Genomic DNA, 25,650 nt, shown 5'->3' with positions numbered 1-25,650 from the left:
GTACTCAGGCGGGCAGCAACATCGTGTAGAGCTTCGTGATGAGGCCGTCCTTGACGAGCGCGACATCGATCCCCCGGACGACCGGCGGCGCGCCTTCCGGACCGAACTCCCAGGCGAGGTGACCGAGGTCGTGGTTGACCAGCACCGGGCCGGCCGGCGCGAAGACGAAGCCCGGCGACTGCTCCAGGAGCCCCTTCGCCTTGGCGTTCAGGTCTTCGTGCCCGGTCACCACGCCTTCGGGATCGGCGAACTCGACGTCGGCCGCGTAGGTCGCGGCGATCGCCTTCGCGCGCCGCTCGTCGTCGCGCTCGTTGAAAACCTCGAGCAGGTTCGCCCGCATCAGTTCGGCCACCGTCGCCATGTCACGCCCTCCTAAGGTTCGACGCCATATTACGTGACATGTCACCTAAGTGTCAGGGGTGGTCGTCCGGCCGCGGCAGGCTGCCGTGCTCGACGAGCGCGTCGTAGACCCGCTCCAGCAAGGCCGCCAGCTGGGGTTTTTCGCCGGGTTCGAGCGCGTCCAGGAACGCCTTGCGCACGAACTCGACGTGGTCCGGCGCGGCCCGGCGCAACGCCTCCCAGCCGTCGCCGGACAGCGCCACGTCGGTGGCGCGCCGATCTTCGGGGCTGACGCCGGTCGTGACCAGGCCGCGTTCGCGCATCCGCTTCAGGTGGTGCGACAGCCGGCTGCGCTCCCAGCCGATGCGGATCGCCAGGTCGGTGACCCGCATCCGGCCGCCGGACGCGCTCGTCAGCGCGACCAGCACGTGGTAGTCGGCGAGCGAAAGGCCGCTGTCGGCCCGCAGCTGCCGGTTCAGCTCGTACTCCAGGCGGAGGTGCACTTTCATGTACGCGTACCAGGCGGCCGTTTCGGCGGACGAAAGCAGCCCGAACGGCGAGCCCGGCGCGAACTCCTGCGGCATCGCGCGAGCTTAACCACCCAGTTTGGTCTAGACCATCGTCGGCGGAGGTGCGACGATCCGGGCAGGTGCGACGGCGAGGTCGCGCCCTTCCCGCAGGAGGTCCCCCGGTGAAGACACCCTTCGCGCGGCGGCTCGGCCGCGCGCTCGCCGTGCTGGCGCTGGTCGGCGCCGGCACCACGGCCGCCCAGCTCACCCCGGCCGCGGCGGCCGCGCCGGCACTGCAGTTGATCGTGCCGGTGCCGGTCTCGGTGACCCCGGCCACCGGGGTCGCCTTCCCGCTGGTGTCGACGACGAAGATCGTCACCGAAGCCGGGTCGGCACCGGCCAGGCAGGTCGGCGACTACCTCGCCGGCGTGCTGCGGCCGTCGACCGGGTTCGCGCTGCCGGTGTCCGACGCCCCGGCGTCGGTGCCGTCCGACAGCATCGCGCTGCTGCTCGGCGGCGCGCCCGCGACCGTCGGTGCGCAGGGCTACCAGCTGGTGTCGACGGCGTCGTCGGTGACGGTGCGGGCGACGACGGCCGACGGGCTGTTCGCCGGCGTCCAGACGCTGCGGCAACTGCTGCCGGGTCGCGTGGAAAGCCCGACCGCCCAGCAGGGGCCGTGGAGCATTCCGGGCGCGACGATCCTCGACTACCCGCGTTTCGGCTACCGCGGCGCGATGCTCGACGTCGCCCGGCACTTCCACCCCGTGTCGACGGTGAAGCGGTACCTCGACGAGCTCGCCCAGTACAAGATCAACAACCTACACCTGCACCTGGCCGACGACCAGGGCTGGCGCATCCAGATCGACAGCTGGCCCCGCCTGGCGACGTACGGCGGCAGCACGCAGGTCGGCGGCGGCGCGGGCGGCTACTACACGAAGGCGCAGTACACGGACATCGTGAACTACGCGGCTTCGCGGCACATCACGGTGATCCCGGAGATCGACATGCCGGGGCACGTCAACGCGGCGCTGGCCTCGTACGCGGAGCTGAACTGCAACGGGGTGGCCCCGGCGTTGCGCACGGACACGGCGGTCGGCTACAGCTCGCTGTGCATTTCCAAGGACATCACGTACACGTTCATCGCGGACGTCCTGCGCGAGCTGGCGGCGCTGACCCCGGGGCCGTACATCCACATCGGCGGCGACGAAGCGTCCTCGACGTCGTCGGCGGACTACCTGACGTTCGTGAACAAGGTGCTGCCACTGGTGGCGGCGACGGGCAAGTCGGTGGTGGGCTGGCACGACATCGCGAAGGCCGCGTTGCCGGCTTCGGCGACCCCGCAGTTCTGGGGAACGACGACATCGGACTCCGGCGTGTCGACGGCGGTTTCCCGCGGCAGCAAGGTGATCCTGTCGCCGGCGAACAAGGCGTACCTGGACATGAAGTACAACAGCGCGACGCCGATCGGCCTGTCGTGGGCGGGCTACATCGAAGTCCAGGACGCGTACGGCTGGAACCCGGGAGCGTACTTGTCGGGCGTCGGCGAGTCGGCGGTCCGCGGGGTGGAATCGCCGCTGTGGACGGAAATGGTGGTCACGCCGGCGGACATCGAGTACCTGGCGTTCCCCCGCTTGGCGGCGCACGCGGAGCTGGGCTGGTCCCCGTGGTCGACGCACGACTGGACGGCATTCCGCACCCGCCTGGGCGCACAGGCCCCGCGCTGGGTGGCTCAGGGCATCAACTTCTACCGGTCGTCGCAGGTTTCTTGGGACACGGGTGGGACCACGAACCCGGGGACGTGCGCGGATCCGGCGTGGAGTGCGTCGCAGGTGTACACGGGCGGGAACGTGGTATCCCACAACGGCCACAAGTGGACGGCGAAGTGGTGGACCCAGGGCGAGGAGCCGGGAACAACGGGCGAGTGGGGAGTCTGGACCGACAACGGCGCCTGCTGAGGTGAGTGGCCCGGGCCTGCTCGAGCGGGCCCGGCCCCCGGTCTGACGGCGGCTTCCCCGGTGCCGCCGTCCCACGCCAGACTTCTCCCTCGTGACGCGAAGGACGATTGCCGCGATCATCGGCTCCCTGGCCGTGGTGTTCGCCGGACTGGCCCTGCTCCCCCAGCTGCTCTACCCACCGTTGACCGGCGCGGAGCTGCAGGGGGTTCCCGGCGCGGACGCGCGGATCCAGCTGCAGCAGGCCCAGGGCCGGTTGCGCAACGACGTCCGCTCGACGCTGCTGCAGTTCAGCGCGGGCCTGCTGGTGATCGCCGGCGCCACGGCGACCTGGCGGCAGGTCCAGGTGAACCGCGACGGGCAGCTCACCGAACGCTTCACCAAGGCCGTCGACCAGCTCGGCAGCGACAACAGCGACGTGCGCGTCGGCGGGATTTACTCCCTTGAACGCATCGCGCGGAACTCGCCCCCGGACCGGAACACGATCGAGTACCTCCTCGGCGCCTTCGTGCGCAACCATTCGCCGTGGCCGGTCGGCGCGCCCGGCGGACCGGCGCACCCCACGCCCGCGGTGGACGAACAGCTGCCGTGGATGCGCGTGCGCGCGGCCGACGTCCAGGCGGCGATGGGTGTCCTCGGCCGGCGCACGCCGACGCGCGACGAGCCGGTCGTCTACCTGTCGCGAGTGGACCTGCGCAGCGTCGCCCTCCGCAAGGCGCACTTCGTCGGCGCCCAGTTCCGGTACGCCAACCTCGCCCGCGCCGTCCTCGCCGAAGCGCGGCTCGATCGCGCGGACCTCACCGGCGTGGACCTGCGCCGGGCCTACCTCGAGCGCGTCCGGCTGGCGCGTGCCAACCTGACCCGGGCTCATCTGCAGGACGCCAACCTCCGTGACGCCGACCTGAGTCATGCCGACCTCCGGGGTGCGAACCTGACCGGCGCCGTCCTAGACCGGGCCGTGCTCACCGGCGCCCTCGCGGACCGGACCACCACCTGGCCCGAGCACGTCGACGAGGGCCGAAGACGCGAACTCGGCATCATCGAGATCGACGCTCCTACAGATGGTGATCGTCCGGCTTCAGCTGGTGAATCCGGAACACCCGGTTCGTCCGGCGGGTTAGATTGCGGCATGAGCGTTGATCTGGAGCAGGTGCGCGCGCTGTCGCTGCGGGAGGACGGACTGGCCACCGTCGCCACCACGCGGGCTGATGGCACCGTTCACTCCTCCGTCGTCAACGCCGGTGTGCTCGAAGATCCGGTGACCGGTGCGCCGGGTGTCGCCTACGTCGCCGTCGGGCGGGCGCACAAGCTCGCGCTGCTGCGACGAGCCGGGCACGCCACCGTCACCTTCCGGCGCGGCTGGAACTGGGTCTCGGTCACCGGCGCCACCCACCTCATCGGGCCGGACGACCCCGATCCCGCCTTCGACCCCGCGGGCCTGCCGAAGCTGCTGCGCGACGTCTTCAAGGCCGCCACCGGCACGCACGACGACTGGGACGAGTACGACCGCGTGATGGCCGAAGAGCGGCGGGTCGCGGTCTTCGTGACGGCGGACCGGATAATCGGCAACCCCTGACCAGCCCGGCCCGAGGAGTCGATGCGTTGCCCGAGTCACCACGCCGCGTGAGCGCGCCGGTCAAGATCCTGATCGGCGTGCTCCTCGTCGCGGACGCCGGCTTCGGCGCGGCGCTCGCCCTGGGTCTGCTGCGCGGTCTGTCGCCGTGGCTGATCGGCGGCGCGTACGCGGGCTCCGTGCTCGTCGCGATCGTCGCGTTCCGCGTGTCCCGGGCCCGCGAGCTGAAGCGCGGCTTCGCCGGCCTCCGCGACCTCACCGTCGGCGACGAGGGTCTCCGCGTGCCCGCGGGCACGCTCAGCACCCGGGTGGTGCCGTGGTCGCACATCGCCGACATCAGCGTCCGCCGGTCGGCGCGCTTCGGCGACGGCTACCTGCGCGACGCCCTCTGGCTCGACCTGGTCACCGGCGGCGGCCTCGAGAGTTCCGTGCAGCGCTACGCACCCCGCGGCAAGCTGACCCCCGCCCCGCCCCAGCGGCGGCAGTTCGAGCAGACGGCCATCCTCGACCCGGCCCTGTTCGACGCCGTGGTCGACCGGCTCCGGAAGGAGCTGCGCAACCGGCAGCTGCACGCCCAGCTCCGCGGTACGCCCCGTATCCGCTGACCGGGTCAGCCGAGCCGGCCCAGCAGCTCCCTCGGCACTATCCGCACCGGGAACGGCCGCTCGAGCTCGCAGACCTCGCCGCCCGCCGCTTTGGCCACCTGCTGGTAGTGGCCGTCCTCGTCCAGCTCGAACACCGTGAGCGCGGGTTCCTCCGGATCGATCGCCCAGTAACTCCCGGTTCCCAGCCGTTCGTAGACCGCCTTCTTGAGGTTCAGGTCGTGGATCGCCGTGCTCGGCGACAGCACCTCGACGGCCAGCACCGGCGGCGCCGGGAGGTCCTTCTCGGTGAAGTCTTCGTCCCGGCCGACCAGGACATCCGGCTGCAGCTCGGTTTCGTCGCCCTGGTGCACCGCGAACGGCGCGACGAGTACGTCGTACTCGGGCGGGCACAGGTCGTCGAGAACCCTCCAGAGTCTCACGACGATCTTTTGGTGTCTTCTTCCCGGCGCGGGGCTCGCGATGAGCACCCCGTCGATGAGTTCGCGGCGTCGGCCATCGTCCGGCATCCCCTCGAGGTCGTGCACCGTCAGGGGGCCCGAATCGGCGGGATGCTCGATGTCTGCCATGACCGTCATGGTGCTCTCCTTTCGCTCTTCGCACCAGAGCAAAGCAGACGCCACCGACAGAAATCGCATCGAACACCGGTTCGGCGCCCATATTCACGCGGAGGCGTGAATATGGGCGCCGGTGTCACATCAAGAGAACAGTTACTTCTTGTTCTTGCCCGAGTCCTCAGTGGACAGTGCGGCGACGAAGGCCTCCTGCGGGACCTCGACCCGGCCCACGGTCTTCATCCGCTTCTTGCCTTCCTTCTGCTTCTCGAGCAGCTTGCGCTTCCGCGAAATGTCACCGCCGTAGCACTTCGCGAGCACGTCCTTGCGGATCGCGCGAATCGTTTCGCGGGCGATGATCCGCGAACCGACGGCCGCCTGGATCGGAACCTCGAACTGCTGGCGCGGGATCAGCTCGCGCAGCCGCGTCGCCATCCGGTTGCCGTAGCCGTACGCCGCGTCCTTGTGCACGATCGCCGAAAACGCGTCCACGGTTTCGCCTTGCAGCAGGATGTCCACCTTGACCAGATCCGCGATCTGCTCGCCTGCCTCTTCGTAATCCAGCGACGCGTAACCGCGCGTACGCGACTTCAGCGTGTCGAAGAAGTCGAAAATGATTTCGGCCAGCGGGATGTTGTAGCGCAGCTCGACGCGGTCCTCGGACAGGTAGTCCATGCCGAGCAGCGTGCCGCGCTTCGTCTGGCACAGCTCCATGATCGTGCCGACGAACTCCGACGGCGCGAGGATGCTCACCTTCGACACCGGCTCGTGCACCTCGGCGATCTTCAGCCCGGTCGGCCAGTCCGACGGGTTGGTCACGACCACCTCGTTGCGGTCCTCGAGCACGACGCGGTAGATGACGTTCGGCGCCGTCGAGATGAGGTCGAGGCCGAACTCGCGCTCGAGCCGGTCGCGCGTGATCTCCAGGTGCAGCAGGCCGAGGAAGCCGCAGCGGAAGCCGAAGCCCAGCGCCACCGACGTCTCCGGCTCGTAGTCGAGTGCGGCGTCGTTGAGCTGGAGCTTGTCGAGCGCCTCGCGCAGCTCGGGGTAGTCCGAGCCGTCCACCGGATACAGTCCGGAGTAGACCATCGGCTTCGGCTCGCGGTAGCCCGCCAGCGCTTCCTTCGCGCCGTGGCGCTCGGACGTCACGGTGTCGCCGACCTTCGACTGCCGGACGTCCTTCACGCCGGTGATCAGGTAGCCGACCTCGCCGACACCGAGCCCCTTGCTGGGCTTGGGCTCCGGCGAGATGATCCCGACCTCGAGCAGCTCGTGCGTGGCCCCGGTCGACATCATCTTGATCTTCTCGCGCGGCGTGATCTTGCCGTCGACGACGCGGATGTAGGTGACGACGCCGCGGTAGGTGTCGTACACCGAGTCGAAGATCATCGCGCGGGCGGGCGCGTCGGCGTCGCCCTGCGGAGCGGGGACCTGCTTGACGACCTCGTCGAGCAGCTCGCCGACGCCCATGCCGGTCTTGGCCGAGACCCGCAGCACGTCCTCCGGCTCGCAGCCGATGATGTGGGCCAGCTCACCCGCGTACTTGTCGGGGTCGGCCGACGGCAGGTCGATCTTGTTGAGGACCGGGATGATCTGGAGGTTGTTCTCCAGGGCGAGGTAGAGGTTGGCCAGCGTCTGGGCCTCGATCCCCTGCGCCGCGTCGACCAGCAGGATCGCGCCTTCGCACGCCTCCAGCGCCCGCGAGACCTCGTAGGTGAAGTCGACGTGGCCGGGCGTGTCGATCATGTGCAGGACGTGGTCCTGCCCGTCGACCTTCCAGGGCAGCCGGACGTTCTGCGCCTTGATCGTGATCCCGCGCTCCCGCTCGATGTCCATCCGGTCGAGGTACTGAGCGCGCATGGCCCGCTCTTCGACGACGCCGGTGAGCTGCAGCATGCGGTCGGCCAGGGTGGACTTGCCGTGGTCGATGTGCGCGATGATGCAGAAGTTCCGGATCAGCTCCGGAGGCGTGAAGGTGGTGTCGGCGAACGTCGTCACTCGAATGAGTCCTCGGAAAGTCGGGGATGGCCACCTCTATGTTCCCATGACCCTCCGGGTGCGGGTGGGGGTCATCCCCGATGCGAGCTCCCGTGATCCGTGGTGCCCTCGAAGTATGAGCACTTCGCACCAGCCGGCACCCCCTCCCCAGCCGGATCCAGGCGGCTTCGGCCGCGTCCTCGACCGTGCTTTCGGTCACCCTTCGGGAGCCCTCGGCCGCCTCGGCGGCTGGGTGATGGCGCGGGGCAACGCCGCCACCGAACACCGCGTCGTCGACCTGGCCCGGCTCGAGCCGGACGACACCGTCCTGGTCGTCGGCCCCGGGCCCGGCGTCGGCCTGGAAGCCGCCGCGCGGCTGGCCGGGCGCACCATCGGCGTCGACCCCTCCCGCGAGATGCTCGCGCTCTGCCAGGAGCGCTGCGGCGACCGCGTCGAGCTGCGCGAAGGGTCGGCGGCGCACACCGGCGAGCCCGACGGCTCGGTCGACGTCGTGCTGACGGTGAACAACGTGATGCTCTGGGACGACCGCGCGGCCGGGTTCGCCGAGCTGTTCCGGGTGCTGCGCCCCGGCGGCCGGCTGCTGCTGTCCGCGCACGAGAAGTGGCTGCCCGTGAGCAGGCACGTCCTGGCCGACGAAGCCGCCGAAGCGGGCTTCGCCGACTTGCAGACGTGGACGTGGGACCCGCCCGGCTTCGCCGCGCTGGCCGCCCAGCTGCGCGCGGTCAAGCCCGCCTAGCGGGTGTCCGTGCGGATCGGGTGGCCTTCGGGCACCTCGACCAGCACGATGCGCGTGCCGTCCGGGTCGGCGATCCAGGCCTCGTCGAGGCCCCAGGGCTCGCGCTGGGCGTCCCGCACCGGCTCCAGGCCCCGCGCCTTCAGCTCGGCCAGCGTCCCGGCGAGGTCCCGGACCTGCAGCCAGAGCACCAGGTCGGGCGACGACCCCGCCTCGCCCCGGCCGGAGACCTCCAGGGAGCCGTGGCCGAGGAAGAACACCGTGCCGCCGGGGAACTCGCGCTCCACGGCCAGGCCGAGGGTGTCGCGGTAGAACGCCGTGGTCGCGTCGGCGTCGCGGGCGCGGACGATCAGCCTGCTCTTCAGGACTTCCATCCGCCCATCCCTACCGGACGCGCTCAGGCGGCCGCAATCGCGGCGATGCCGGACAGCACGATCACCGACCCGGCGAGCCGCCGGACGGCGTCGCGCTCGCCCAGCACCAGCCACGCGGCGACGCCGCCGATCACGATGCTCAGCTCCCGCGCCGGCGCGACCAGGCTGACCGGCGCCATCGTGAGGGCGAACAGCACGAGAATGTAGGCGACCGGCGACAGCACGGCGACCAGCAGCACCTCCCGGCGCTGCTCGCGCCAGACGCGGCGGACTTCGGCGCGGCCGGCCAGCGCGCCGGGCACGAGCATCGCGCTCTGCAGGATCGAGCCGAGGCCGAAGTAGACGACCGGCGGCACGCCGAGGCCGGTCACGGAGTGCGCGTCCCAGAGGGTGTAGCCGGCGATGGTGGCGCCGGTCAGCAGGCCGTAGAGGATCCCCGCCTTGACCGCCCGAGGGTCCTCCGCCCTGCGGCCGGTGCTGATCACCAGCACGCCGGCGATGACCAGGAACGCGCCGACCAGGCCGAGGACGCCGGGCCGTTCGCCGAGCACGAGGACGGCGGCCAGCACCGACAGCAGCGGCCCGGTGCCCCGCGCGACGGGGTAGACGACGGAGAGGTCCCCGACCCGGTACCCGCGTTGCAGGACGACGCCGTAGGCGACGTGCAGCACCGACGTCACCACGGCGGCGAGCAGCCAGCTCCACTGTGGACGCTCGGGCTCGACGGCCAGCAGCACGACGGTCACCGGCAGCAGGAGGACGGCGGAAACCGTGTAGTAGAGCCAGACGAACTGGGTGCCGCCGGAGGAGATCCGCTTGGCGGCGAGGTTCCACGCGGCGTGCACGACGGCGGCGACGAGGACGAAAGACAAGGCGGTGGCGTTCATGGGGCCCCTTCGGGTTTTCGCGCGCGCGAAAACCGGGTCCTCCAGGCTTTTGCCCCGTCAGATGAACGACCGGCCGTCCGGGCCCGCCGATGGTGCCGCTCGGACCAGGCCCGCCGACCCTGATTGTGTGTCGCGTGCGCGGGCCGGCGACGGAACCCTAGGCACTGCCGTCCCCCACCGTACTCCCGGTGCCGGACGCCGGCGGCCCGGCTGTTAAAGTGGTCGCTCGCTGCCCGTGCGGCATTCCGTCATGGAGGAAACCCGCTTTCCGCGGGGCCACTTCAGCGCGGCGGCGATCTCACCGAGTGAAACAGGAGTTGCCCTATGGCCAACATCAAGTCGCAGATCAAGCGCATCACGACGAACGAGAAGGCGCGTCAGCGCAACCAGGCGATCCGGTCCTCGGTGAAGACCGCGATCCGCAAGGTCCGCGAAGCCGCCGAGGCCGGCGACAAGGCCAAGGCCGTCGAGCTGCAGCGCGACGCCGCCCAGAAGCTGGACAAGGCCGTCTCGAAGGGCGTCATCCACGCCAACCAGGCCGCCAACAAGAAGTCGGCGCTCGCCAAGCGCGTCAACGCGCTCTGAGCTGGTTGATTTCTGGGAAAGCCCCGGCCTCCGGCCGGGGCTTTCTTCATGCCCGTGGTCAGCCTTTGGCGGCCGCCACCTCGAGGACCGCGCGCTCCAGCGCGTAGCCGGGATCGGCTGCCACGCCCTTGACCTCGGCGTTCAGGCGCGCGACCACCCGCATCGCGGTGGCCAGGCCGTCCTGGTTCCAGCCTCGCGACTGGCCCTGGGCCTTCCGGATCTTCCACGGCGGCATGCCCAGCTCGCCGGCCATCTGGTTCGGGTTGCCGCGGCCCGCGCCCGAGACCCGGGCGATCGTGCGGACCGCGTCGGCCAGGGCGTCCGCCACCAGGACGTGCGGGACGCCCAGCTGCATCGCCCACCGCAGTGACTCCAGCGCCGCCGAGCGGTCACCGCTGACCGCCTTCTCCGCGACCGCGAAGCCCGTCACGTCGGCGCGGCCGCGGTGGTACTGCCGGACCGCGTCGGCGTCGACCGTCCCGCCCGTGTCGGCCACCAGCTGGCTCGCCGCCGAGGAGAGTTCGCGCAGGTCGGAGCCCACCGCGTCGATCAGCGCGGCCACCCCCGCCGGGTCGATCTTGCCGCCCGCGCGGCGCACCTCGTGCCGTACGAACTGCTCGCGCTCGGCCGGCTTGGTCAGCTTCGGGCACTCCGTGACCTCGGCGCCGGCCTTCTTCAGCGCCGCGGGCAGCGACTTGCCCGCCTTGCTGCGGCCGCCGCCGGTGTGCACGACGACCAGCACGACGCCGTCCGCCGGGTCCTTCAGGTACGCCGCCACGGCGTCGGCCAGCTCCTGCGAGATGTCCTGCGCCGACTCCAGGACGATCACGCGGCCCTCGCTGAACAGCGACGGGCTGACGAGTTCGGCCAGCTCGGGGGCTGTGAGATCGGACACCCGGACCCGGGTCAGCTCGGCCGTGGCGTCGATCGCCCGCGCCGCGGCGAGCGTCTCGCGGACGGCCCGTTCGATCAGCAGTTCTTCCTCGCCCAGGACCAGGTGCAGCGGGGCGGGGGCGGTGGCTTGCGCGGTCACCCGAGGATCCTCTCACTTGCGGTGTCGTGCGCCCGCTCCGGTGATGTCCGACGGCCACCGTGGCACGGCGTGACCGCCATGTCGTACGGTGTCCACGAGGCGGCGCGCTCGATCGCGCGCCCCGACAACCGAATACCGCTCATCCAGAGGGGCAGAGGGAACGGCCCGACGAAGCCCCGGCAACCGGCGTACAGCCCGTCATCCCGCGATCGCGGGGTAGCTGACGACCACGGTGCCAATTCCGGCCCGCTTCGGCGGGGCAGATGAGGAAAGGAACCTCGCGATGACCGCAACCCTCGGCACGACCTCCACCACGAAGACCCCGGATCTCGGTCCCGCCGTCGAACTGGTGTCGAAGGAAGAGGGTCACCGGCAGCCGCTCGCCCCCGAGTTCGTCTCCGCGGAGGACTTCTCGCCGCTCGAGGTCGCCTACGACTTCGGCCGCGTCCGCCGCGAAGACATCGAGGCCGGCCCCAAGAACATCTGGCGCTACAAGAAGCTCCTCCCGGTTCCGTCCAACGTCGAAGAGATCCCGAACACCGAGCCCGGCGCGACCCGGCTGATCCGCGCCGACCGCCTCGCGAAGGAACTCGGCCTCAAGCGCGTGTGGGTCAAGGACGACACCGGCAACCCGACGCACTCGTTCAAGGACCGCGTCGTCGCCGTCGCGCTGGCCGCGGCCCGCGAGTTCGGCTTCGAGGTGCTGGCCTGTCCGTCGACCGGCAACCTGGCCAACGCGACGGCCGCCGCCGCGGCCCGCGCCGGCTGGCGGTCGGTCGTGCTGATCCCCAAGACCCTCGAGCGCGCCAAGATCCTCACCACCGCGGTGTACGACGGCGACCTGATCGCCGTCGACGGCAACTACGACGACGTCAACCGCCTCGCCACCGAGCTGGCCGGCGAGCACCCGACGTGGGCGTTCGTGAACGTGAACGTCCGGCCGTACTACTCGGAGGGCTCGAAGACGCTGGCCTACGAGGTCGCCGAGCAGCTCGGCTGGCGCATCCCGCCGCAGATCGTCGTGCCGATCGCCTCCGGTTCGCAGCTGACGAAGGTGGACAAGGGTTTCCGCGAGCTGGGCCAGCTCGGCTTGGTGGACGCCAGCCCGTACAAGGTGTTCGGCGCGCAGGCGACCGGCTGCTCGCCGGTGTCGGCCGCGTTCCGCGCAGGCCAGGACGTGGTCCAGCCGGTGAAGCCGGACACGATCGCCCGTTCGCTGGCGATCGGCAACCCGGCCGACGGCCCGTACGTCCTCGACATCGTCAACCGCACCGGCGGCGCGATCGAAGACGTCACCGACGAGGAGGTCGTCGAGGGCATCCGGCTGCTGGCCCGCACCGAGGGCATCTTCACCGAGACGGCCGGCGGGGTCACCGTGGCCACGGCGAAGAAGCTGGTGGAGACGGGCAAGCTCGACCCGGACGCGGAGACGGTCCTCCTGATCACCGGCGACGGCCTCAAGACCCTCGACGCGGTCGAGAACCACATCGGCCCCAAGGCGACCGTGCCGCCGTCGGCCGCCGCGGTGAACGAGGCGCTCGGCTACTGACGCTCCCCGAGCTGGGGACGGGCCGCCGCGGCCCGCCCCCGCTTCGGTCGCGGGCAACGGGACCCGGAGTCGGTGGCCACCGGGCCTCCGCCTCCGCCCCCCGCCCGGCGACAGCAGCCGAGGGCAAGCCACGAGGCCGCTCGGCCACCAACCCCGCCGAGCGCATGCCCGCCCTGACTCCGGCAGCGGCAACAAGCCTCGCCCCAATCCGGTGGCGGACAACGGCCTCGCCCGGAGCTGGCGGCCACGGGACCACCGCCCCGCCGACCGCCGGCCAGCCCGGCGACAGCAGCCAGGGCAAGCCACGAGAGGACCGGCCTGGTGATCGGCTGCCGCGCCACGGCCGCAGCGGCCGCGATCGTCGCTGCCACCGCGCCCGGCGCGTTCGGGATCATCGCGCTTGGCCACTGACCCTCGCGGGCCGCTCGGTCTGCGCCTGGTGAGTACCTCCTTTCGCGTTTCTCCGGGCCGATAGGGTCGACACCCGCCAGGTGTCGGCTCGGTCCGGGAGGTTCGGGGAAATGCGGAATCTCGGCAAGCACTGGATGGTCACCGCCGAGCGTGATGGGGATGCCTTGCCCACCACCGTTGTCGCGAAGTGGCGGTGGTACAAGAAGGGCGCCCGGCGAGACCGGTTGCGGTACGGCGTCGTGGAAGTCGTCGCCCTCATCGGCTCGGCCGCTATCCCGGTTGCCGCCGCCGCTCACCTCGATTCGGTCGTCATTGCCGCCCTCGGTTCCGTCGTTCTGGTCGCCACCGGGATCCGGACCACGTTCGGCATGCACCAGAACTGGGTGGAACACAGCCAGATCGGCTACGCGATCGAGCGCGAGGCCGCCTTGTTCCTCCATTCCGCACCGCCGTATGAAGGCTCGGACGCCGTCCGGGTGCTGGTCGCGCGCGTGGAAACCCTGGCCGAGGAAGGCGGACAGCAGTGGGCTCGCCGCCGGATCGCTTTCGAACGCGACCGTCAGGCCGACGGAAGCGCCCCGAAGCCCGCCGCGGAGTGACCCGCTCACCGCCGGGGCGGGGCTCGCGGCTCGCCCCGGCGGACTATCGCCGTTCCGGTGACCACCGCCGTGTCGCCGTCCACGTCGGTTCGGGTCACCAGCGCGCCCAATGCCTTCAGCTCGTCCATTGTGGACTTACTGGGGTGGCCGTATGTGTTGCCCGCGCCCACGCTGACCAACGCCACCCTCGGCGCGACCGCCGCGAGGAACGTCGGCAGCGAGTACCGAGAACCGTGGTGGGGCACCTTCAACACCTCCGCTTTCAGTTCACCGACGTCGGCCAGCAGGTCCGATTGGGCCGCCAGCTCGACGTCGCCCGTCAGGAGCACCCGGCCGGCCGGGGTTTGCGCTCGCAGGACCACCGAGCTGTTGTTGATCGTCGTGCCGTCCTGTGGCCCCGTCGTGCGGGCCGGTACGTAACGCGGGCCCAGTACGTCGAGCGTCAGACCCGGCCAGCTCATCCGTTCCCCCGGGTTCAGCTCCACCAACGGCACTTCCTGGTTCCTGGCCTCCGCCGCGACCTGGCGCCACGCCCACTCCGGCGCCCGCCCCGGGCCGACGGCGACCTCGCCGACCGACCGGCCTTCGAACACCGACGAGAGCCCGCCGATGTGGTCGGCGTGCAGGTGGCTCAGCACCAGCAACGGGATCCGCTCCACAGACAGCCGGTGCAGGCACTCGTCCACCGGCCCCGGCTCGGGTCCGGTGTCCACGACGACGGCCCGCCCCGGCTCCGCCGTCGCCAGCACCACAGCGTCGCCTTGGCCGACATCGCACTCGACCATCGCCCAGTCGCGCGGTGGCCACGCCGGCGCGAACACCTTGACCGGCACGAACGCCAGCAGTGCACCGACGACCAGCATCGCCATGGCCAGGCGCATGCGCCGATGCCGGGCGGCCAGCACCAGCACCACGAGCAACGCGGCGGCCAGCAACCCACCCGCCCAGCCGCCGGGCCAGGCGACGACCGCGCCGGGTGCGCGTGCGCCATGCCGTGCCACCGTGATCAGCCAGCGCGCTTCCGGGTCGGCCAGGTGCACCAGGACCTGCCCGGCACCCCGCCACCAGGGGCCGACCACCGTCGCTAGCACGCCGAGCACCGTCGCCGGAGCGACCACGGGAGCGGCGAGGACGTTGGTGAGCACCGAAACCAGGCTCACCGTGCCCGCCATGCCCGCGAGCACCGGTGCTGTCACCAGGAAGGCCGCCAACGGGATCGCCAGCCCCTCGGCGAACCCCGGCGGGACGCCGCGGCGCACCAGCGCGGCGGCCCAGCGGGGTGCGATCAGGACCAGCCCGGCGGTGGCGAACACCGACAGCGCGAACCCGAAGTCCGTGGCCATCGCCGGATCCGTCACCACCAGCACGCACACCGCGAACGCCAGCGCCGGCAGCGCCGAGCCACGCCGGCCCAGCGCCAACGCCAGCAGCGCGACCGCCGCCATCACGCCCGCCCGCAGCACGCTCGGCTCCGGACCGACCAGGACGAGGAACCCGGCCAGGCACCCGCCCGCGGCCACCGCCGAAGTCCGCGGCCCGAACCGCAGCAGCCGCAGCAGGAGCAACACCGCGCCGCACGCCACGGCGAGGTTGCCACCGCTGACCGCCGTCAGGTGCGCCAGGCCGGCGGTGACGAACTCCTGCTCGACCCGCGGCGACAACCCGCTCGTGTCGCCGAGGACCAGGCCCGGCAGGAGCCCGGCGGGTTCCGCCGGCAGGACCTGGCACAGGTCGTGGAGCCCGGCGCGCAGGTCGGCCGCGGTCAGCTGCCACCACGGCGCCGGGCCGGGATCGCCCGGCGGCCCGCGCACGGACAGCACCGCGACGGTCAGGTCGGAGCCGCGCGGCGGCATCAGCATGCCTGCCGCCGTCACGTCCTGACCCGGCAGCAGTGCCGCCCACTGCGCCACCGGCGCCAGCAGCAGGACACGCCCGGACGAGGTGACCGGCCGGCCGTCGACCGACGCCGTGCGGACGTCGGCCGTCAGCACTACTGACCGGGCACCGGCCTGCTGGTCGGCGTACCCCGCGCTGCGCACGGGTTTCGGACGTTCGGCGACGACGACCCGCAACGCCGCGGGCAGCCCCTCGGTCGCGACAGCACGAAGGTCGTCCCGCTGTGCGTCCCGGATCCGCCAGGCGACCGGCCCAGCGGCGACGAGGCCCAGGACCAGCAGGGCCGCGGCCGCGCCGAGTGCCCGGGGACGGCCGCGGGCCCGCCAGAACACCAGCCCGGCCCCCACCGCCGAAGCGAGACCGACGGCGACGGCCGACCACCAGCCCAGCAGCAGTCCGCCGAGTGCGGCGAGCCAGCACGCCAGTGCCGCCGGCACCAGCCGCATGTCCTGCCGGGTGTCGGTCGCCGGAAGCGTGCTCATCCGACCATCACCTGCTCCCGCAACCGTTCGAACTTGCTTTCTCCGATGCCCGGCACATCGCGCAGCTGCTCCACCTTCGTGAAGCCGCCGTGCTCGGTGCGCCACTGGACGATCCGCTGGGCCGTCACCGCACCGACGCCGGGCAGCGTGTCCAGCTGGTCCGTGCTGGCCGCGTTGAGGTCGACCTTGGTGCCCGCCGGGGCACCGGCCGTCGCGGCGGCGGGTGCCGGGATGCCGACCGCGAGCTGCTCCCCATCGGTCACGCGGCGGGCGAGGTTCAGCGAGCTCAGGTCGGCGCCGGGTTCGGCGCCGCCCGCGGCCCGCAGCACGTCCGCGACCCGGGCGCCCTGGACCACGGTGACGAGGCCGGGCGACCGGACCCGGCCGATCACGCTGACGACGAGACCGGCCTGGGGCGCGGCCCGGGCCGATGCCTCGCTCGCCGGTTTCGCGCTCGGCAGCGCGGGTGGTGACTCGGGCACCGGACGGCCGCCCAGGAGCGCGACCGAGCCGAGGACGATCACCACGACCGCCGCGAGCGCGCCGGCGAGCGCCCACCGGCGGCGGCCGGCACCGGCCGTTCCGCCCGGTAGCCAGCGCCGGACCAGCCGGCCGCCGGGCCCGACCGTGCTCGCGTCGGGCGAGAGCTGGTCGGCCAGCCAGGCGAGCCGGTCGTTGACGGGAGGGCCCGGATCCCGGGCGGGCTGCTCGAACACACGATCGACGTTAGGGCCCGCGGGGAGGCGTCCGACAGGGGTGCCGCCGCGTCCTGTGGACAACCGGGGTGATGTGGATGGATCCACCCGGCCCGGCCCGGGAACGGCCGTTTCCGTCGTACCCGGGTGGCATGCTGGAGGGTTCGGCGGCTAGCGCCGGGGCGGGACCGTCCGCTGGACGACCACCCCGAGCACGCCGGGCCCGGTGTGCGCCCCGATCACCGCGCCCAGCTCGGAGACCACGCACCCCGCCGAGCGCGGCACCGCCTCTTCCAGCCGGTTCGCCAGCTCGACCGCCCGCTCCGGCGACGCGAGGTGGTGGACGGCGAGCTCGACGTCGTCGTCCTCGGCGGCCTTGGCGGCCAGCTCGACCAGCCGCGCGAGCGCGCGGTTCATGGTGCGGACCTTCTCCAGCGGCAGGATCCGGCCGTCCGACATGTGCAGCACCGGTTTCACCGCCAGTGCCGTGCCGAGCAGCGCCGCGGCCGGGCCGATCCGGCCGCCGCGGCGCAGGTGGTCCAGGGTTTCCACGACGAACAACGTCGACGAGCACCCGGCCGCGGTCACCGCCGCGGCCTCGACCTCGGCCGCGTCGGCGCCCTCGGAAGCGGCCGCGGCGGCGTGCAGCGCGGCGAACCCCAGTCCCATCGCGGTGGTGCGCGAGTCGACCACGCGGACCCGGTCCGGCCCGACTTCCTGCGCCGCCAGCACCGCCGCTTCCCAGGTGCCCGACAGCTCGCGCGAGAGGTGCACGGAGACGATCGCGTCGGCGCCTTCGGCCAGCGCCGCGCGGAACTCCTTCACGAACTCGGTGGGCGTCGGGCGCGACGTCGTGACGATCTTGCGCTGGCTCATCGCTTCGGCGACCGCCGCCGGGCCGGTCTCGACGCCGTCGAGCGAGACCACGCCGTCGACCAGGACGTGCAGTGGCACCACCCGGACCGAGTGCCGTTCGGCGAAGCCCTCCGGCAGGTGGGCGGTGGAATCCGTGACTACGGCGACCGACACGCCGTCAGCCTACGTGGCCGCGGGCCAGCACCGGCGCCAGCAACACGGACATCGCGTCGCCCACCGCGGCGTGTCCCTTCCAGCCCCAATGCATGCCGTCGGCGTTCCCCTCGCCGCTCAGGACGTGCTCGCCGACGACGGCTTCGAGGTCCAGCAACGGAACCCGCGCCCGCGCGCCCCACGCCGCCATCGCGGCCGCCGCGGCCGGCCGCGCGGTGTGCACGCCGCCGTAGGCCGCGGCGCGGTGGACCGACGGCAGCCAGCCGAAGATCGGCAGCTCGGGCCGCAGGACGCGCAACGCGCCGACGGCCGTGTCGAGGTACTGCACGGTGAGCTTGGCCGGCAGCACCGCGGGACGGCCGCGGAAGGCGACGGACAGCCGCGGCTGCGCGGCGAGGTAGGCCTTGCGCACCACGCGTCGCACAGGATCGGGCCGCAGGTACTTCAACCCGGTGCGCAGGTAGGTCGGCAACGGCGAAGGCAGCGTGTCCATGCTGCCGACCGCCAGGACGACCGCGTCGACGTGGTGTAGATCGGCCCACACGCGCGGGTCGCCGGTCAGCGACCACCAGGCGTCGCGCGCGGTCCAGCCGATCCCGGCGACCAGGTCGGCGGTGCCGCCCAGCGCGGCGGCCGCGACGTTGGGCCACAGCCGCGGTTCGTCCGCGGCGCAGGGTCCTTCGGGACCGTGGAAGCTCAGCGAATCGCCGAACACGAGCAGGCGCGGCCCCATCGGCTAGCCGTGCATCCCCGCGTTGTAGGCCTGCAGGCGCCACTTCCCGTCGCGAGCTCCCAGCTCGACCCAGTGGCAGTTCGAGATCCCGCCCAGCGACGGCCAGGTCTCCACCGGCAGGTTCAGCAGGTGCGCGGTGAGCGCCGTGATCAGCCCGCCGTGCGCGGCCAGCAGCACGGTCTCGCCCGCTCCCGAGTTGGCTTGCTGCAGGTCGGTGACCACTTCGCTCGCGCGGTCGGCGACGTCGAGGCGGTTCTCGCCGCCCGGCGGTGCCCAGGTGGCGTCCCGGCGCCAGCGGGCGCGTTCACCGGGGTAGGCCTCGTCGACCTCGGCGCCGGTCATGCCCTGCCATTCGCCGAGGTGCGTCTCGCGCAGCCGCTTGTCGATCCGCAGCGGGACACCGATCGCGTCGGTGAGCACGGTGGCCGTGTCGGTGGCGCGGCGCAGGTCGGACGCGATGACGAGGTCCGGGGAGAACCGGGCCAGTGCGGGGACGGCGAACCGGGCCTGGTTCCAGCCCCGCGGGGTCAGCGCGGAGTCCAGGTGGCCCTGCATCCGCCCGGCGGCGTTGTAGTCCGTTTCGCCGTGGCGCCAGAGCACGAGCCGCCGCGGGCTCACGGGACGTCCGGGTCCTCGTCGGCGGGTGGCTCCTCGAGTCCGGCCACCTCGATGCGCGGGCAGTCCTTCCACAGCCGCTCGAGGCCGTAGAACGTGCGCTCTTCGACGTGCTGGACGTGCACGACGACGTCGACGTAGTCCAGCAGGACCCAGCGGCCCTCGCGGGCGCCTTCGCGGCGGACCGGCTTGTGGCCGCTCTCCCGCAGCTTCTCCTCGACGTTGTCGACGATGGCGCCGACCAGGCGCTCGTTGGACGCGGAGGCGATGACGAAGGCGTCGGTGATGACGAGCTGCTCGGACACGTCCAGCACGACGACGTCGCTGGCCTTCTTGTCCGCCGCCGCGTGTGCGGCCGCTACGGCCAGCTCTCGTGCCTCGGACGTGGCTGCCACGGTGCTCCTTCTCAGATCGGGTTCGCCCGAGAAGGGTACCCGCCGCGACCAGGGGCCCTTCAGTCGCTCTTCCGGTAGAGATCCTTCTTCGCGATGTAGCGGACGACGCCGTCGGGCACGAGGTACCAGACCGGCTCCCCGCGTTCGACGCGCTCGCGGCAGCCGGTCGAGGAGATCGCCATCGCGGTGACCTCGACGAGGCTCACCTTGCCACTGGGCAGGTGGTGCGAGTTGAGCCGGTAGCCGGGCCGCGTGACGCCGATGAAGTGCGCGAAGTCGAACAGCTCGTCGGCCTTGTGCCAGGTCAGGATCTGCTCGAGGGCGTCGGCGCCGGTGATGAAGAACAGCTGGTCGTCGGGGTATTCGGCGTGGAGGTCGCGCAGCGTGTCGACGGTGTAGGTCTGGCCGCCGCGGTCGATGTCGACGCGGCTGACCGAGAACACCGGGTTGGACGCGGTCGCGATGACCGTCATGAGGTAGCGGTCCTCGGCCCTGGTCACCTCGCGGCCGGTCTTCTGCCACGGCTGCCCGGTGGGGACGAAGATCACCTCGTCGAGCCCGAACCGGGACTGGACCTCGCTGGCCGCGACGAGGTGGCCGTGGTGCACGGGGTCGAACGTGCCGCCCATGACCCCGATCCGCCGTGGTGACATGACCGGAGAGCCTATACAGCCGAGAGCCGTCGGACCGGGTGCTGTGGGACACCTCGCCCCACCGGGCAAGAGTTGTGATTCAGGTCACATAACGGCCCGTATTCGTCGCGAACGGTCCGTTCGCGACGCCGCCGATTCCCGGTTCGTCGGTGCCATGGGGTAGACCGGGGACGTGGACACGACCAGCACCACCCCAGCCCTCCGCGACCGCGCCGAAACCCTCCTCCGGGCACTGGCCGGCGACTCGGCGAAGCTGCGCGAAGACCAGTGGACGGCCATCGAGGCCCTGGTCGCGCAGCGGCGCCGCGCGCTGGTCGTGCAGCGCACCGGCTGGGGCAAGTCGGCGGTGTACTTCCTGGCCACGGCGTTGCTGCGCGAGCAGGGCAGCGGGCCGACGGTGATCGTCTCGCCCCTGCTCGCCCTGATGCGCAACCAGATCTCGGCGGCGGCGCGGGCCGGGATCCACGCGGCCACCATGAACTCGGCGAACCCGCAGGAGTGGGACCAGGTCCAGGCGGCGGTCGCGGCCGGCGAGGTGGACGTGCTGCTGGTCAGCCCCGAACGGCTGAACAACCCGGACTTCCGCGACAACGTGCTGCCGAAGCTGACCGCGAGCACCGGGCTGCTGGTGGTCGACGAAGCGCACTGCATCTCCGACTGGGGGCACGACTTCCGGCCGGACTACCGGCGCCTGCGGACACTGCTGGGCGACCTGCCCGACGGCGTGCCGGTGCTGGCGACCACGGCGACGGCGAACGACCGCGTCGTCACCGACGTCGCCGAGCAGCTGGGCCTCGGCACCGGGGCCGACACGCTGGTGCTGCGCGGCAGCCTCGACCGGGAGAGCCTGCGGTTGTCGGTGTGCCGGCTGCCGACGTCGCAGGCGCGGCTGGCGTGGCTCGCCGACCACCTGGCCGAGCTGCCGGGCTCCGGGATCATCTACTGCCTGACCGTGGCGGCGGCGCACGACGTCGCGTCGCTGCTGAAGGACCGCGGCTACCCGGTGGCGGCCTACACCGGCAAGACCGACCCGGCCGACCGGCAGGCGGCCGAGGACGATCTGCTCGGCAACCGTGTGAAGGCCCTGGTGGCGACGTCGGCGCTGGGCATGGGGTTCGACAAGCCGGACCTGGGGTTCGTCGTGCACCTCGGGGCGCCGTCGTCGCCGATCGCGTACTACCAGCAGGTCGGCCGCGCGGGGCGTGGCGTGGAGCGCGCCGAGGTCGTGCTGCTGCCCGGCGAGGAGGACCGGGCGATCTGGGCCCACTTCGGGTCGCTCGCCTTCCCGGACGAGCTGCGGGTGACGCAGGTGCTGAACACGCTCGCCTACGCCGACCGTCCACTGTCGACCGCGGCGCTCGAGCCGTCGGTCGAGCTTTCGCGGTCCCGGCTGGAAATGGTGCTCAAGGTGCTGGACGTCGACGGCGCGGTGCGGCGCGTCAAGGGCGGCTGGACGAGCACGGGCGAGGAGTGGGAGTACGACCGCGGGCGGTACCGGCGGGTCGCGGAAGCCCGTGACCGCGAACAGGAGGCGATGCTCGGCTACCTGGCCACGGACGGCTGCCGGATGGAATACCTGCGGCGCCAGCTCGACGACCCCGAGGCGGCGCCGTGCGGGCGGTGCGACAACTGCACCGGGCAGCACTGGGACACGACGGTGTCCGACGACGTCGCCGAAGCCACCCGCGAACGCCTGCAGCGGCCGGGTGTCGAGGTCGCGCCCCGGAAGCAGTGGCCCACCGGGATGTCCTCTTTGGACGTTCCGGTCTCCGGCCGGATCTCCGCCGACGACCAGGCCGAGCCGGGCCAGGTGCTCGGCCGGCTCACCGACGTCGGCTGGGGCAACCGGCTGCGGGAACTGGTGGGCCCCCAGGCGAAGGACGCCGAGGTGCCGGACTCGGTGTTCAAGGCCTGCGTGCAGGTGCTCGCCGGGTGGCAGTGGGCGCAGCGGCCGGTGGCGGTGGTGGCGGTGCCGTCGTCGACGCGGCCGCAGCTGGTGTACAGCCTGGCGACGCGGCTGGCCGAGATCGGCAGGCTGGACTTCCTCGGCGCGCTCGACGCGGACGGCCCGCCGCCGCGGCAGGCGAACAGCGCGCAACGGCTGGCGGACCTGTGGCGGCGCCTGAGCATGCCGGCCGATCTCGCGGGGATCCTGCCGGCCGGGCCGGTGCTGCTGGTCGACGACGTCATCGACACGGGCTGGACGATGACGCTGGCCGCACGCCTGCTGCGGCGGGCCGGGGCACCCGCGGTCCTGCCGTTCGCGCTGGCGAGCACGGCTTAGGAGAAGGGAGGGCGGTCAGAACCTTTCACACTGCGAACGGATGTGGCAAAGTCCCGTTCCACCTTCGGGTGACGTGGAGGCCGCCATGACCGAGTCGACCGTTCAGGCAACCCAGCGGCACCGGTTGCCGGTGCGCAAGCTGTTCGCGGCGAGCGCGGGCAATGCGCTGGAGTGGTTCGACTGGACGATCTACGCGACGTTCAGCATCTACTTCGCCGGCGCGTTCTTCCCCGCCGGGAACGACACCCTGGCCCTGATCAACACGTTCGCCACCTACGCGCTCGCGTTCTTCTTCCGTCCGCTGGGCGGGGTCCTGCTCGGGCGCTTCGCGGACACGCGCGGCCGGAAGCCGGCCATGATCCTCACCATCCTGCTCATGGCGGGCGGGTCGGTGGCGATCGGACTGCTGCCGACGTTCTCGCAGGTCGGCTGGCTCGCGCCGATCCTGCTGCTGCTCGCCCGCGTCGCGCAGGGGCTGTCGCTCGGTGGAGAGGTGTCGAACGCGTCGGCCTACCTGGGCGAGATCGCGCCGCGGGAGCGTCGCGGCCGGTACTCGGCGTTCTTCTACATCTCGACCGGGTCGGCCGTGCTGGTCGCGACCGTGCTCGGGTTCGTCCTGGCCCGGGCGCTGGACAAGGCGCAGCTCGCGTCCTGGGGCTGGCGGCTGCCCTTCCTGCTGGGCGGCGTCTTCGGCCTGGTCGGGCTCTGGCTGCGCCGGAGCCTCGCCGAGACCGAGCTGTTCGAGCAGACGAAGACCAAGGCGCGCAAGCTCGAGCGGCCGCTGCTGACGACGCTGACGCACCATCCGAAGGCGGTCGGCAGGCTCGTCGGCTTCACGATGCTCTCGACGCTTTGCTACTACACGTTCTTCAGCGCGTTGACGTCGTTCGCGGTGAAGAACCGGCACGCCGACGCCGACGCGGTCTTCCTCGCGTTGTCGGTCGGCACGGCGTTGTTCATCGCGCTGCAGTACCCGATGGGCGCCCTCGCGGACCGGGCCGGGCGGAAGCCGCAGCTGCTGGTCTGGTCCGGGGCGACCGCGGTGGTCGTCGTGCCGCTGTCCACTTTGATCGGTCCGGGCATCGGCGGCCTGCTCGTGGTGTTCTGCGTCGGGCTCGGGCTGTACACGGCGATGACGTCGATCGCGCCGGCCATCATGAGCGAGCTGTTCCCCACCGAACTGCGCGGGCTGGGGATCGGCGCCTGGTACAACCTGACCGTCGCGGTCTTCGGCGGCACCGCGCCGCTGCTCATCACGCTCTTCGGCACGATCTCGCAGACGCTCTACTTCTGGTACGTCGCCGTGGGCGCGGCGATCGCGTTCGCCGTCATCCTCACGCTGCCCGAAACGAAGGGCAGCGAGCTGCGGTAAACCCTTCGTCACCGGACGGTCACGCTCGCTACGCTGCGGCTTTGCGAACCCGAGCCGAAGGAGGGACACCGTGCCGCAGACCGCCGACGTTACCGAGGAGCTGGCGCGCCGCGTGGTGGCCGCCGCCGGCAAGGCGCTGGACGTCGCACTGACGCCGGAGCAGGCGCTGGTCCAGGCGTCGCCGCGGGAGGGCATCGACTACCAGGCGAACCTCGCGATGAGCCTGGGCAAACGGCTCGGCCGTCCGCCGCGCGAGGTCGCCGGGCTGATCGCCGGGGCGCTGGACCTCGACGACGTCGCCGAGCCGCCCGAGGTCGCCGGCCCCGGCTTCCTCAACTTCGTGCTGCGCAGGGAATGGCTCGAAAACCGGACCGCCGCGCTGCTCGGCGACCCGCGTCTCGGGGTGCCGGAAACCCCGGCGCCGCGGCGGATCGCGCTGGACTACAGCAGCCCGAACGTCGCCAAGGAGATGCACGTCGGGCACCTGCGGACGTCGGTGATCGGCGACGCGCTCGTCCGCCTGCTCCGGTTCGCCGGGCACGAAGTGCTGCCGCACAACCACCTCGGCGACTGGGGGACGCCGTTCGGCATGCTCATCGAGCACCTGCTCGACGTCTCGGCCGGCCGCAGCGCGATCGGCGACCTCGATGCCTTCTACCGCGAAGCGCGCCGGAAGTTCGACACCGACGACGCGTTCGCGACCCGTGCGCGTGAGCGGGTGGTCCTGCTGCAAAGCGGCGACGAAGAGACCCTCGGCGTCTGGCGGGAACTGATCGCCGAGTCGACGCGGCACTTCAACGAGGTCTACGCGCTGCTCGGGATTTCGCTGACGGACAAGGACATCTACGGCGAGAGCTTCTACAACCCTTACCTCGCCGCGGTGGTCGACGACCTCGAAAAGGCCGGGCTGACCGAGGTGAGCGACGGCGCGGTCTGCGTGTTTCCCGAAGGCTTCCGCAACCGCGAGGGTGACCGGCTGCCGCTGATCGTCCGCAAACGCGACGGCGGCTACGGGTACGCGGCGACCGACCTGGCCACCGCCCGGTACTGGACGGCCGAACGCGGCGCGACCGACCTGCTCTACGTCGTCGGGGCCCCGCAGGCGCAGCACTTCGCGATGGTGTTCGCCGTCTGCCGCGCCGCCGGCTGGCTGACCGGCCACGCCGAGCACATCGGCTTCGGCACCGTGCTGGGCGCCGACGGCAAGACCATGCGGACCCGGTCCGGCGACACGGTCAAGCTGGCCGACCTGCTCACCGAAGCCGTCTCGCAAGCCGCCGCGGTCGTCGCCGAACGCAGCGAGCTCGACGCGGCCGGACAGGCCGAAGTCGCGCGGGCGGTCGGCATCGGCGCGGTCAAGTACGCCGACCTGTCCGGCGATCGCGAGCGCGACTACGTCTTCGCCTGGGACCGGATGCTCGCCAAGGAGGGCAACACCTCGGTGTACCTGCAGTACGCGCACGCGCGGACGCAGTCGATCCTCCGCAAGGCGGGTGGAGTTCCCGAGGGCGCGGAGATCCTGCTGGAAGCGCCGGCGGAACGTGCGTTGGCGCTGAAGCTGCTCAGGTTCGGCGAAGCGCTGAAGGCCGCGACGACCGCGTACGCACCGCACAAGCTCTGTACGTACCTGTACGAGACGGCAGTCGCCTTTTCCCGGTTCTTCGAGGAATGCCCGGTCCTGAAAGCCTCTTCGCCGTCGCTGCGCGCGTCGCGGCTGAGGTTGACTACGCTGACGTCGCACACGCTCGCGCTCGGGCTTTCCCTGCTCGGCATCGAAGCGCCCGACCAGCTTTAGCGG

Annotated in this window: 24 protein-coding genes, 1 pseudogene and 1 riboswitch; of the genes and pseudogenes, 11 read left to right on the top strand and 14 right to left on the bottom strand. The window is 71.7% G+C overall.

Going from position 1 to position 25,650, the window contains the following annotated elements; translation table 11 throughout:
- Positions 1-4 precede the first annotated feature (4 nt).
- Together AB0J40_RS22295 and AB0J40_RS22290 are read right to left on the bottom strand one after the other, a co-directional pair.
- Complete coding sequence (locus AB0J40_RS22295; protein WP_364456009.1) at positions 5-361, bottom strand: nuclear transport factor 2 family protein; 357 nt, start codon at positions 359-361, stop codon at positions 5-7.
- 52 nt (positions 362-413) lie between these two features.
- Positions 414-923 (bottom strand): MarR family winged helix-turn-helix transcriptional regulator, encoded by a 510-nt coding sequence (locus AB0J40_RS22290; protein WP_364456007.1) that lies wholly within the window; start codon positions 921-923, stop codon positions 414-416.
- Between the two features lie 107 nt (positions 924-1,030).
- Between AB0J40_RS22290 and AB0J40_RS22285 the strand changes: the two genes are divergently transcribed.
- The 4 genes and pseudogenes from AB0J40_RS22285 (at position 1,031) to AB0J40_RS22270 (ending at position 4,978) form a co-directional block, all read left to right on the top strand.
- Complete coding sequence (locus tag AB0J40_RS22285; protein ID WP_364456005.1) at positions 1,031-2,803, top strand: family 20 glycosylhydrolase; 1,773 nt, start codon at positions 1,031-1,033, stop codon at positions 2,801-2,803.
- 589 nt (positions 2,804-3,392) lie between these two features.
- Positions 3,393-3,761 (top strand): annotated as a pseudogene (locus AB0J40_RS22280) (pentapeptide repeat-containing protein); the annotation flags it as partial.
- Positions 3,762-3,929: 168 nt separating this feature from the next.
- The gene (locus AB0J40_RS22275; RefSeq protein ID WP_364456291.1) at positions 3,930-4,376 is read left to right on the top strand and encodes a pyridoxamine 5'-phosphate oxidase family protein; all 447 of its coding nucleotides are present in this window, start codon (positions 3,930-3,932) and stop codon (positions 4,374-4,376) included.
- A gap of 26 nt (positions 4,377-4,402) precedes the next feature.
- Entirely contained in the window at positions 4,403-4,978 is a 576-nt protein-coding gene (locus AB0J40_RS22270) for a PH domain-containing protein (RefSeq protein ID WP_364456003.1), read from the top strand.
- Between the two features lie 5 nt (positions 4,979-4,983).
- Here the strand turns inward: AB0J40_RS22270 and AB0J40_RS22265 are convergent, their stop codons facing one another.
- Together AB0J40_RS22265 and lepA are read right to left on the bottom strand one after the other, a co-directional pair.
- The gene (locus AB0J40_RS22265) at positions 4,984-5,553 is read right to left on the bottom strand and encodes a Uma2 family endonuclease (protein ID WP_364456001.1); all 570 of its coding nucleotides are present in this window, start codon (positions 5,551-5,553) and stop codon (positions 4,984-4,986) included.
- Positions 5,554-5,685: 132 nt separating this feature from the next.
- Positions 5,686-7,527, bottom strand: a complete 1,842-nt coding sequence (lepA, locus tag AB0J40_RS22260; protein WP_364455999.1) for a translation elongation factor 4 — start codon at positions 7,525-7,527, stop codon at positions 5,686-5,688.
- A 115-nt stretch (positions 7,528-7,642) separates the two neighbouring features.
- Here lepA and AB0J40_RS22255 point away from each other — a divergent pair, with 115 nt between their 5' ends.
- Positions 7,643-8,263, top strand: a complete 621-nt coding sequence (locus AB0J40_RS22255; protein ID WP_364455997.1) for a class I SAM-dependent methyltransferase — start codon at positions 7,643-7,645, stop codon at positions 8,261-8,263.
- Here AB0J40_RS22255 and AB0J40_RS22250 read toward each other — a convergent pair.
- Together AB0J40_RS22250 and AB0J40_RS22245 are read right to left on the bottom strand one after the other, a co-directional pair.
- A complete protein-coding gene (locus AB0J40_RS22250; RefSeq protein ID WP_364455995.1) occupies positions 8,260-8,634 on the bottom strand; it encodes a VOC family protein in 375 nt (124 codons plus the stop codon). The genes AB0J40_RS22255 and AB0J40_RS22250 overlap by 4 nt on opposite strands.
- Before the next feature lie 23 nt (positions 8,635-8,657).
- Positions 8,658-9,521, bottom strand: a complete 864-nt coding sequence (locus tag AB0J40_RS22245) for a DMT family transporter (RefSeq protein WP_364455994.1) — start codon at positions 9,519-9,521, stop codon at positions 8,658-8,660.
- Between the two features lie 324 nt (positions 9,522-9,845).
- Between AB0J40_RS22245 and rpsT the strand changes: the two genes are divergently transcribed.
- A complete protein-coding gene (rpsT, locus tag AB0J40_RS22240) occupies positions 9,846-10,106 on the top strand; it encodes a 30S ribosomal protein S20 (RefSeq protein WP_013228460.1) in 261 nt (86 codons plus the stop codon).
- A gap of 58 nt (positions 10,107-10,164) precedes the next feature.
- On the opposite strand, the gene holA is transcribed toward rpsT, so the two are convergent.
- Positions 10,165-11,139, bottom strand: a complete 975-nt coding sequence (holA, locus tag AB0J40_RS22235; RefSeq protein WP_364455992.1) for a DNA polymerase III subunit delta — start codon at positions 11,137-11,139, stop codon at positions 10,165-10,167.
- Positions 11,140-11,275: 136 nt separating this feature from the next.
- Positions 11,276-11,409, top strand: a riboswitch (SAM riboswitch).
- A 13-nt stretch (positions 11,410-11,422) separates the two neighbouring features.
- On the opposite strand from holA, the gene thrC reads away from it, so the two are divergent.
- Together thrC and AB0J40_RS22225 are read left to right on the top strand one after the other, a co-directional pair.
- Positions 11,423-12,688: a threonine synthase gene (gene thrC / locus AB0J40_RS22230; protein WP_364455990.1), complete on the top strand. Its 1,266-nt coding sequence runs from the start codon at positions 11,423-11,425 to the stop codon at positions 12,686-12,688.
- 521 nt (positions 12,689-13,209) lie between these two features.
- Positions 13,210-13,698, top strand: a complete 489-nt coding sequence (locus AB0J40_RS22225; protein WP_364455988.1) for a DUF4231 domain-containing protein — start codon at positions 13,210-13,212, stop codon at positions 13,696-13,698.
- A 5-nt stretch (positions 13,699-13,703) separates the two neighbouring features.
- Here the strand turns inward: AB0J40_RS22225 and AB0J40_RS22220 are convergent, their stop codons facing one another.
- The 7 genes from AB0J40_RS22220 to nadD all read right to left on the bottom strand — a co-directional run bounded on the left by AB0J40_RS22220 (position 13,704) and on the right by nadD (position 20,196).
- Complete coding sequence (locus tag AB0J40_RS22220; protein WP_364455986.1) at positions 13,704-16,076, bottom strand: DNA internalization-related competence protein ComEC/Rec2; 2,373 nt, start codon at positions 16,074-16,076, stop codon at positions 13,704-13,706.
- Positions 16,073-16,792, bottom strand: coding sequence for a ComEA family DNA-binding protein (locus tag AB0J40_RS22215; RefSeq protein WP_364455984.1), 720 nt, complete (start codon positions 16,790-16,792; stop codon positions 16,073-16,075). Before AB0J40_RS22215 ends, AB0J40_RS22220 begins: the two co-directional genes overlap by 4 nt.
- A gap of 150 nt (positions 16,793-16,942) precedes the next feature.
- Entirely contained in the window at positions 16,943-17,800 is an 858-nt protein-coding gene (locus AB0J40_RS22210; RefSeq protein ID WP_364455982.1) for a DegV family protein, read from the bottom strand.
- Between the two features lie 4 nt (positions 17,801-17,804).
- Positions 17,805-18,533, bottom strand: coding sequence for a diglucosylglycerate octanoyltransferase (gene octT / locus AB0J40_RS22205; RefSeq protein ID WP_364455980.1), 729 nt, complete (start codon positions 18,531-18,533; stop codon positions 17,805-17,807).
- A gap of 3 nt (positions 18,534-18,536) precedes the next feature.
- Entirely contained in the window at positions 18,537-19,151 is a 615-nt protein-coding gene (locus AB0J40_RS22200; protein ID WP_364455978.1) for a histidine phosphatase family protein, read from the bottom strand.
- Positions 19,148-19,543 carry a ribosome silencing factor gene (gene rsfS / locus AB0J40_RS22195; RefSeq protein ID WP_003067112.1) on the bottom strand — a complete coding sequence of 132 codons (396 nt, stop codon included), beginning with the start codon at positions 19,541-19,543 and terminating at the stop codon, positions 19,148-19,150. The genes AB0J40_RS22200 and rsfS overlap by 4 nt, the downstream gene beginning before the upstream one ends.
- 59 nt (positions 19,544-19,602) lie before the next feature.
- A complete protein-coding gene (gene nadD, locus AB0J40_RS22190; protein WP_364455976.1) occupies positions 19,603-20,196 on the bottom strand; it encodes a nicotinate-nucleotide adenylyltransferase in 594 nt (197 codons plus the stop codon).
- 172 nt (positions 20,197-20,368) lie between these two features.
- Here nadD and AB0J40_RS22185 point away from each other — a divergent pair, with 172 nt between their 5' ends.
- The 3 genes from AB0J40_RS22185 (at position 20,369) to argS (ending at position 25,647) form a co-directional block, all read left to right on the top strand.
- Positions 20,369-22,480, top strand: coding sequence for a RecQ family ATP-dependent DNA helicase (locus AB0J40_RS22185; protein ID WP_364455974.1), 2,112 nt, complete (start codon positions 20,369-20,371; stop codon positions 22,478-22,480).
- Positions 22,481-22,565: 85 nt separating this feature from the next.
- Positions 22,566-23,852: an MFS transporter gene (locus tag AB0J40_RS22180; protein WP_364455972.1), complete on the top strand. Its 1,287-nt coding sequence runs from the start codon at positions 22,566-22,568 to the stop codon at positions 23,850-23,852.
- Positions 23,853-23,922: 70 nt separating this feature from the next.
- A complete protein-coding gene (argS, locus tag AB0J40_RS22175) occupies positions 23,923-25,647 on the top strand; it encodes an arginine--tRNA ligase (RefSeq protein ID WP_364455970.1) in 1,725 nt (574 codons plus the stop codon).
- Positions 25,648-25,650: the final 3 nt, after the last annotated feature.

The sequence above is a fragment of the Amycolatopsis sp. NPDC049691 genome, from assembly GCF_040675005.1.
Classification (GTDB): Bacteria; Actinomycetota; Actinomycetes; order Mycobacteriales; family Pseudonocardiaceae; genus Amycolatopsis.
Note: the sequence above shows the minus strand (reverse complement) of the source record. Positions and strands in the feature narration are given on the sequence as shown.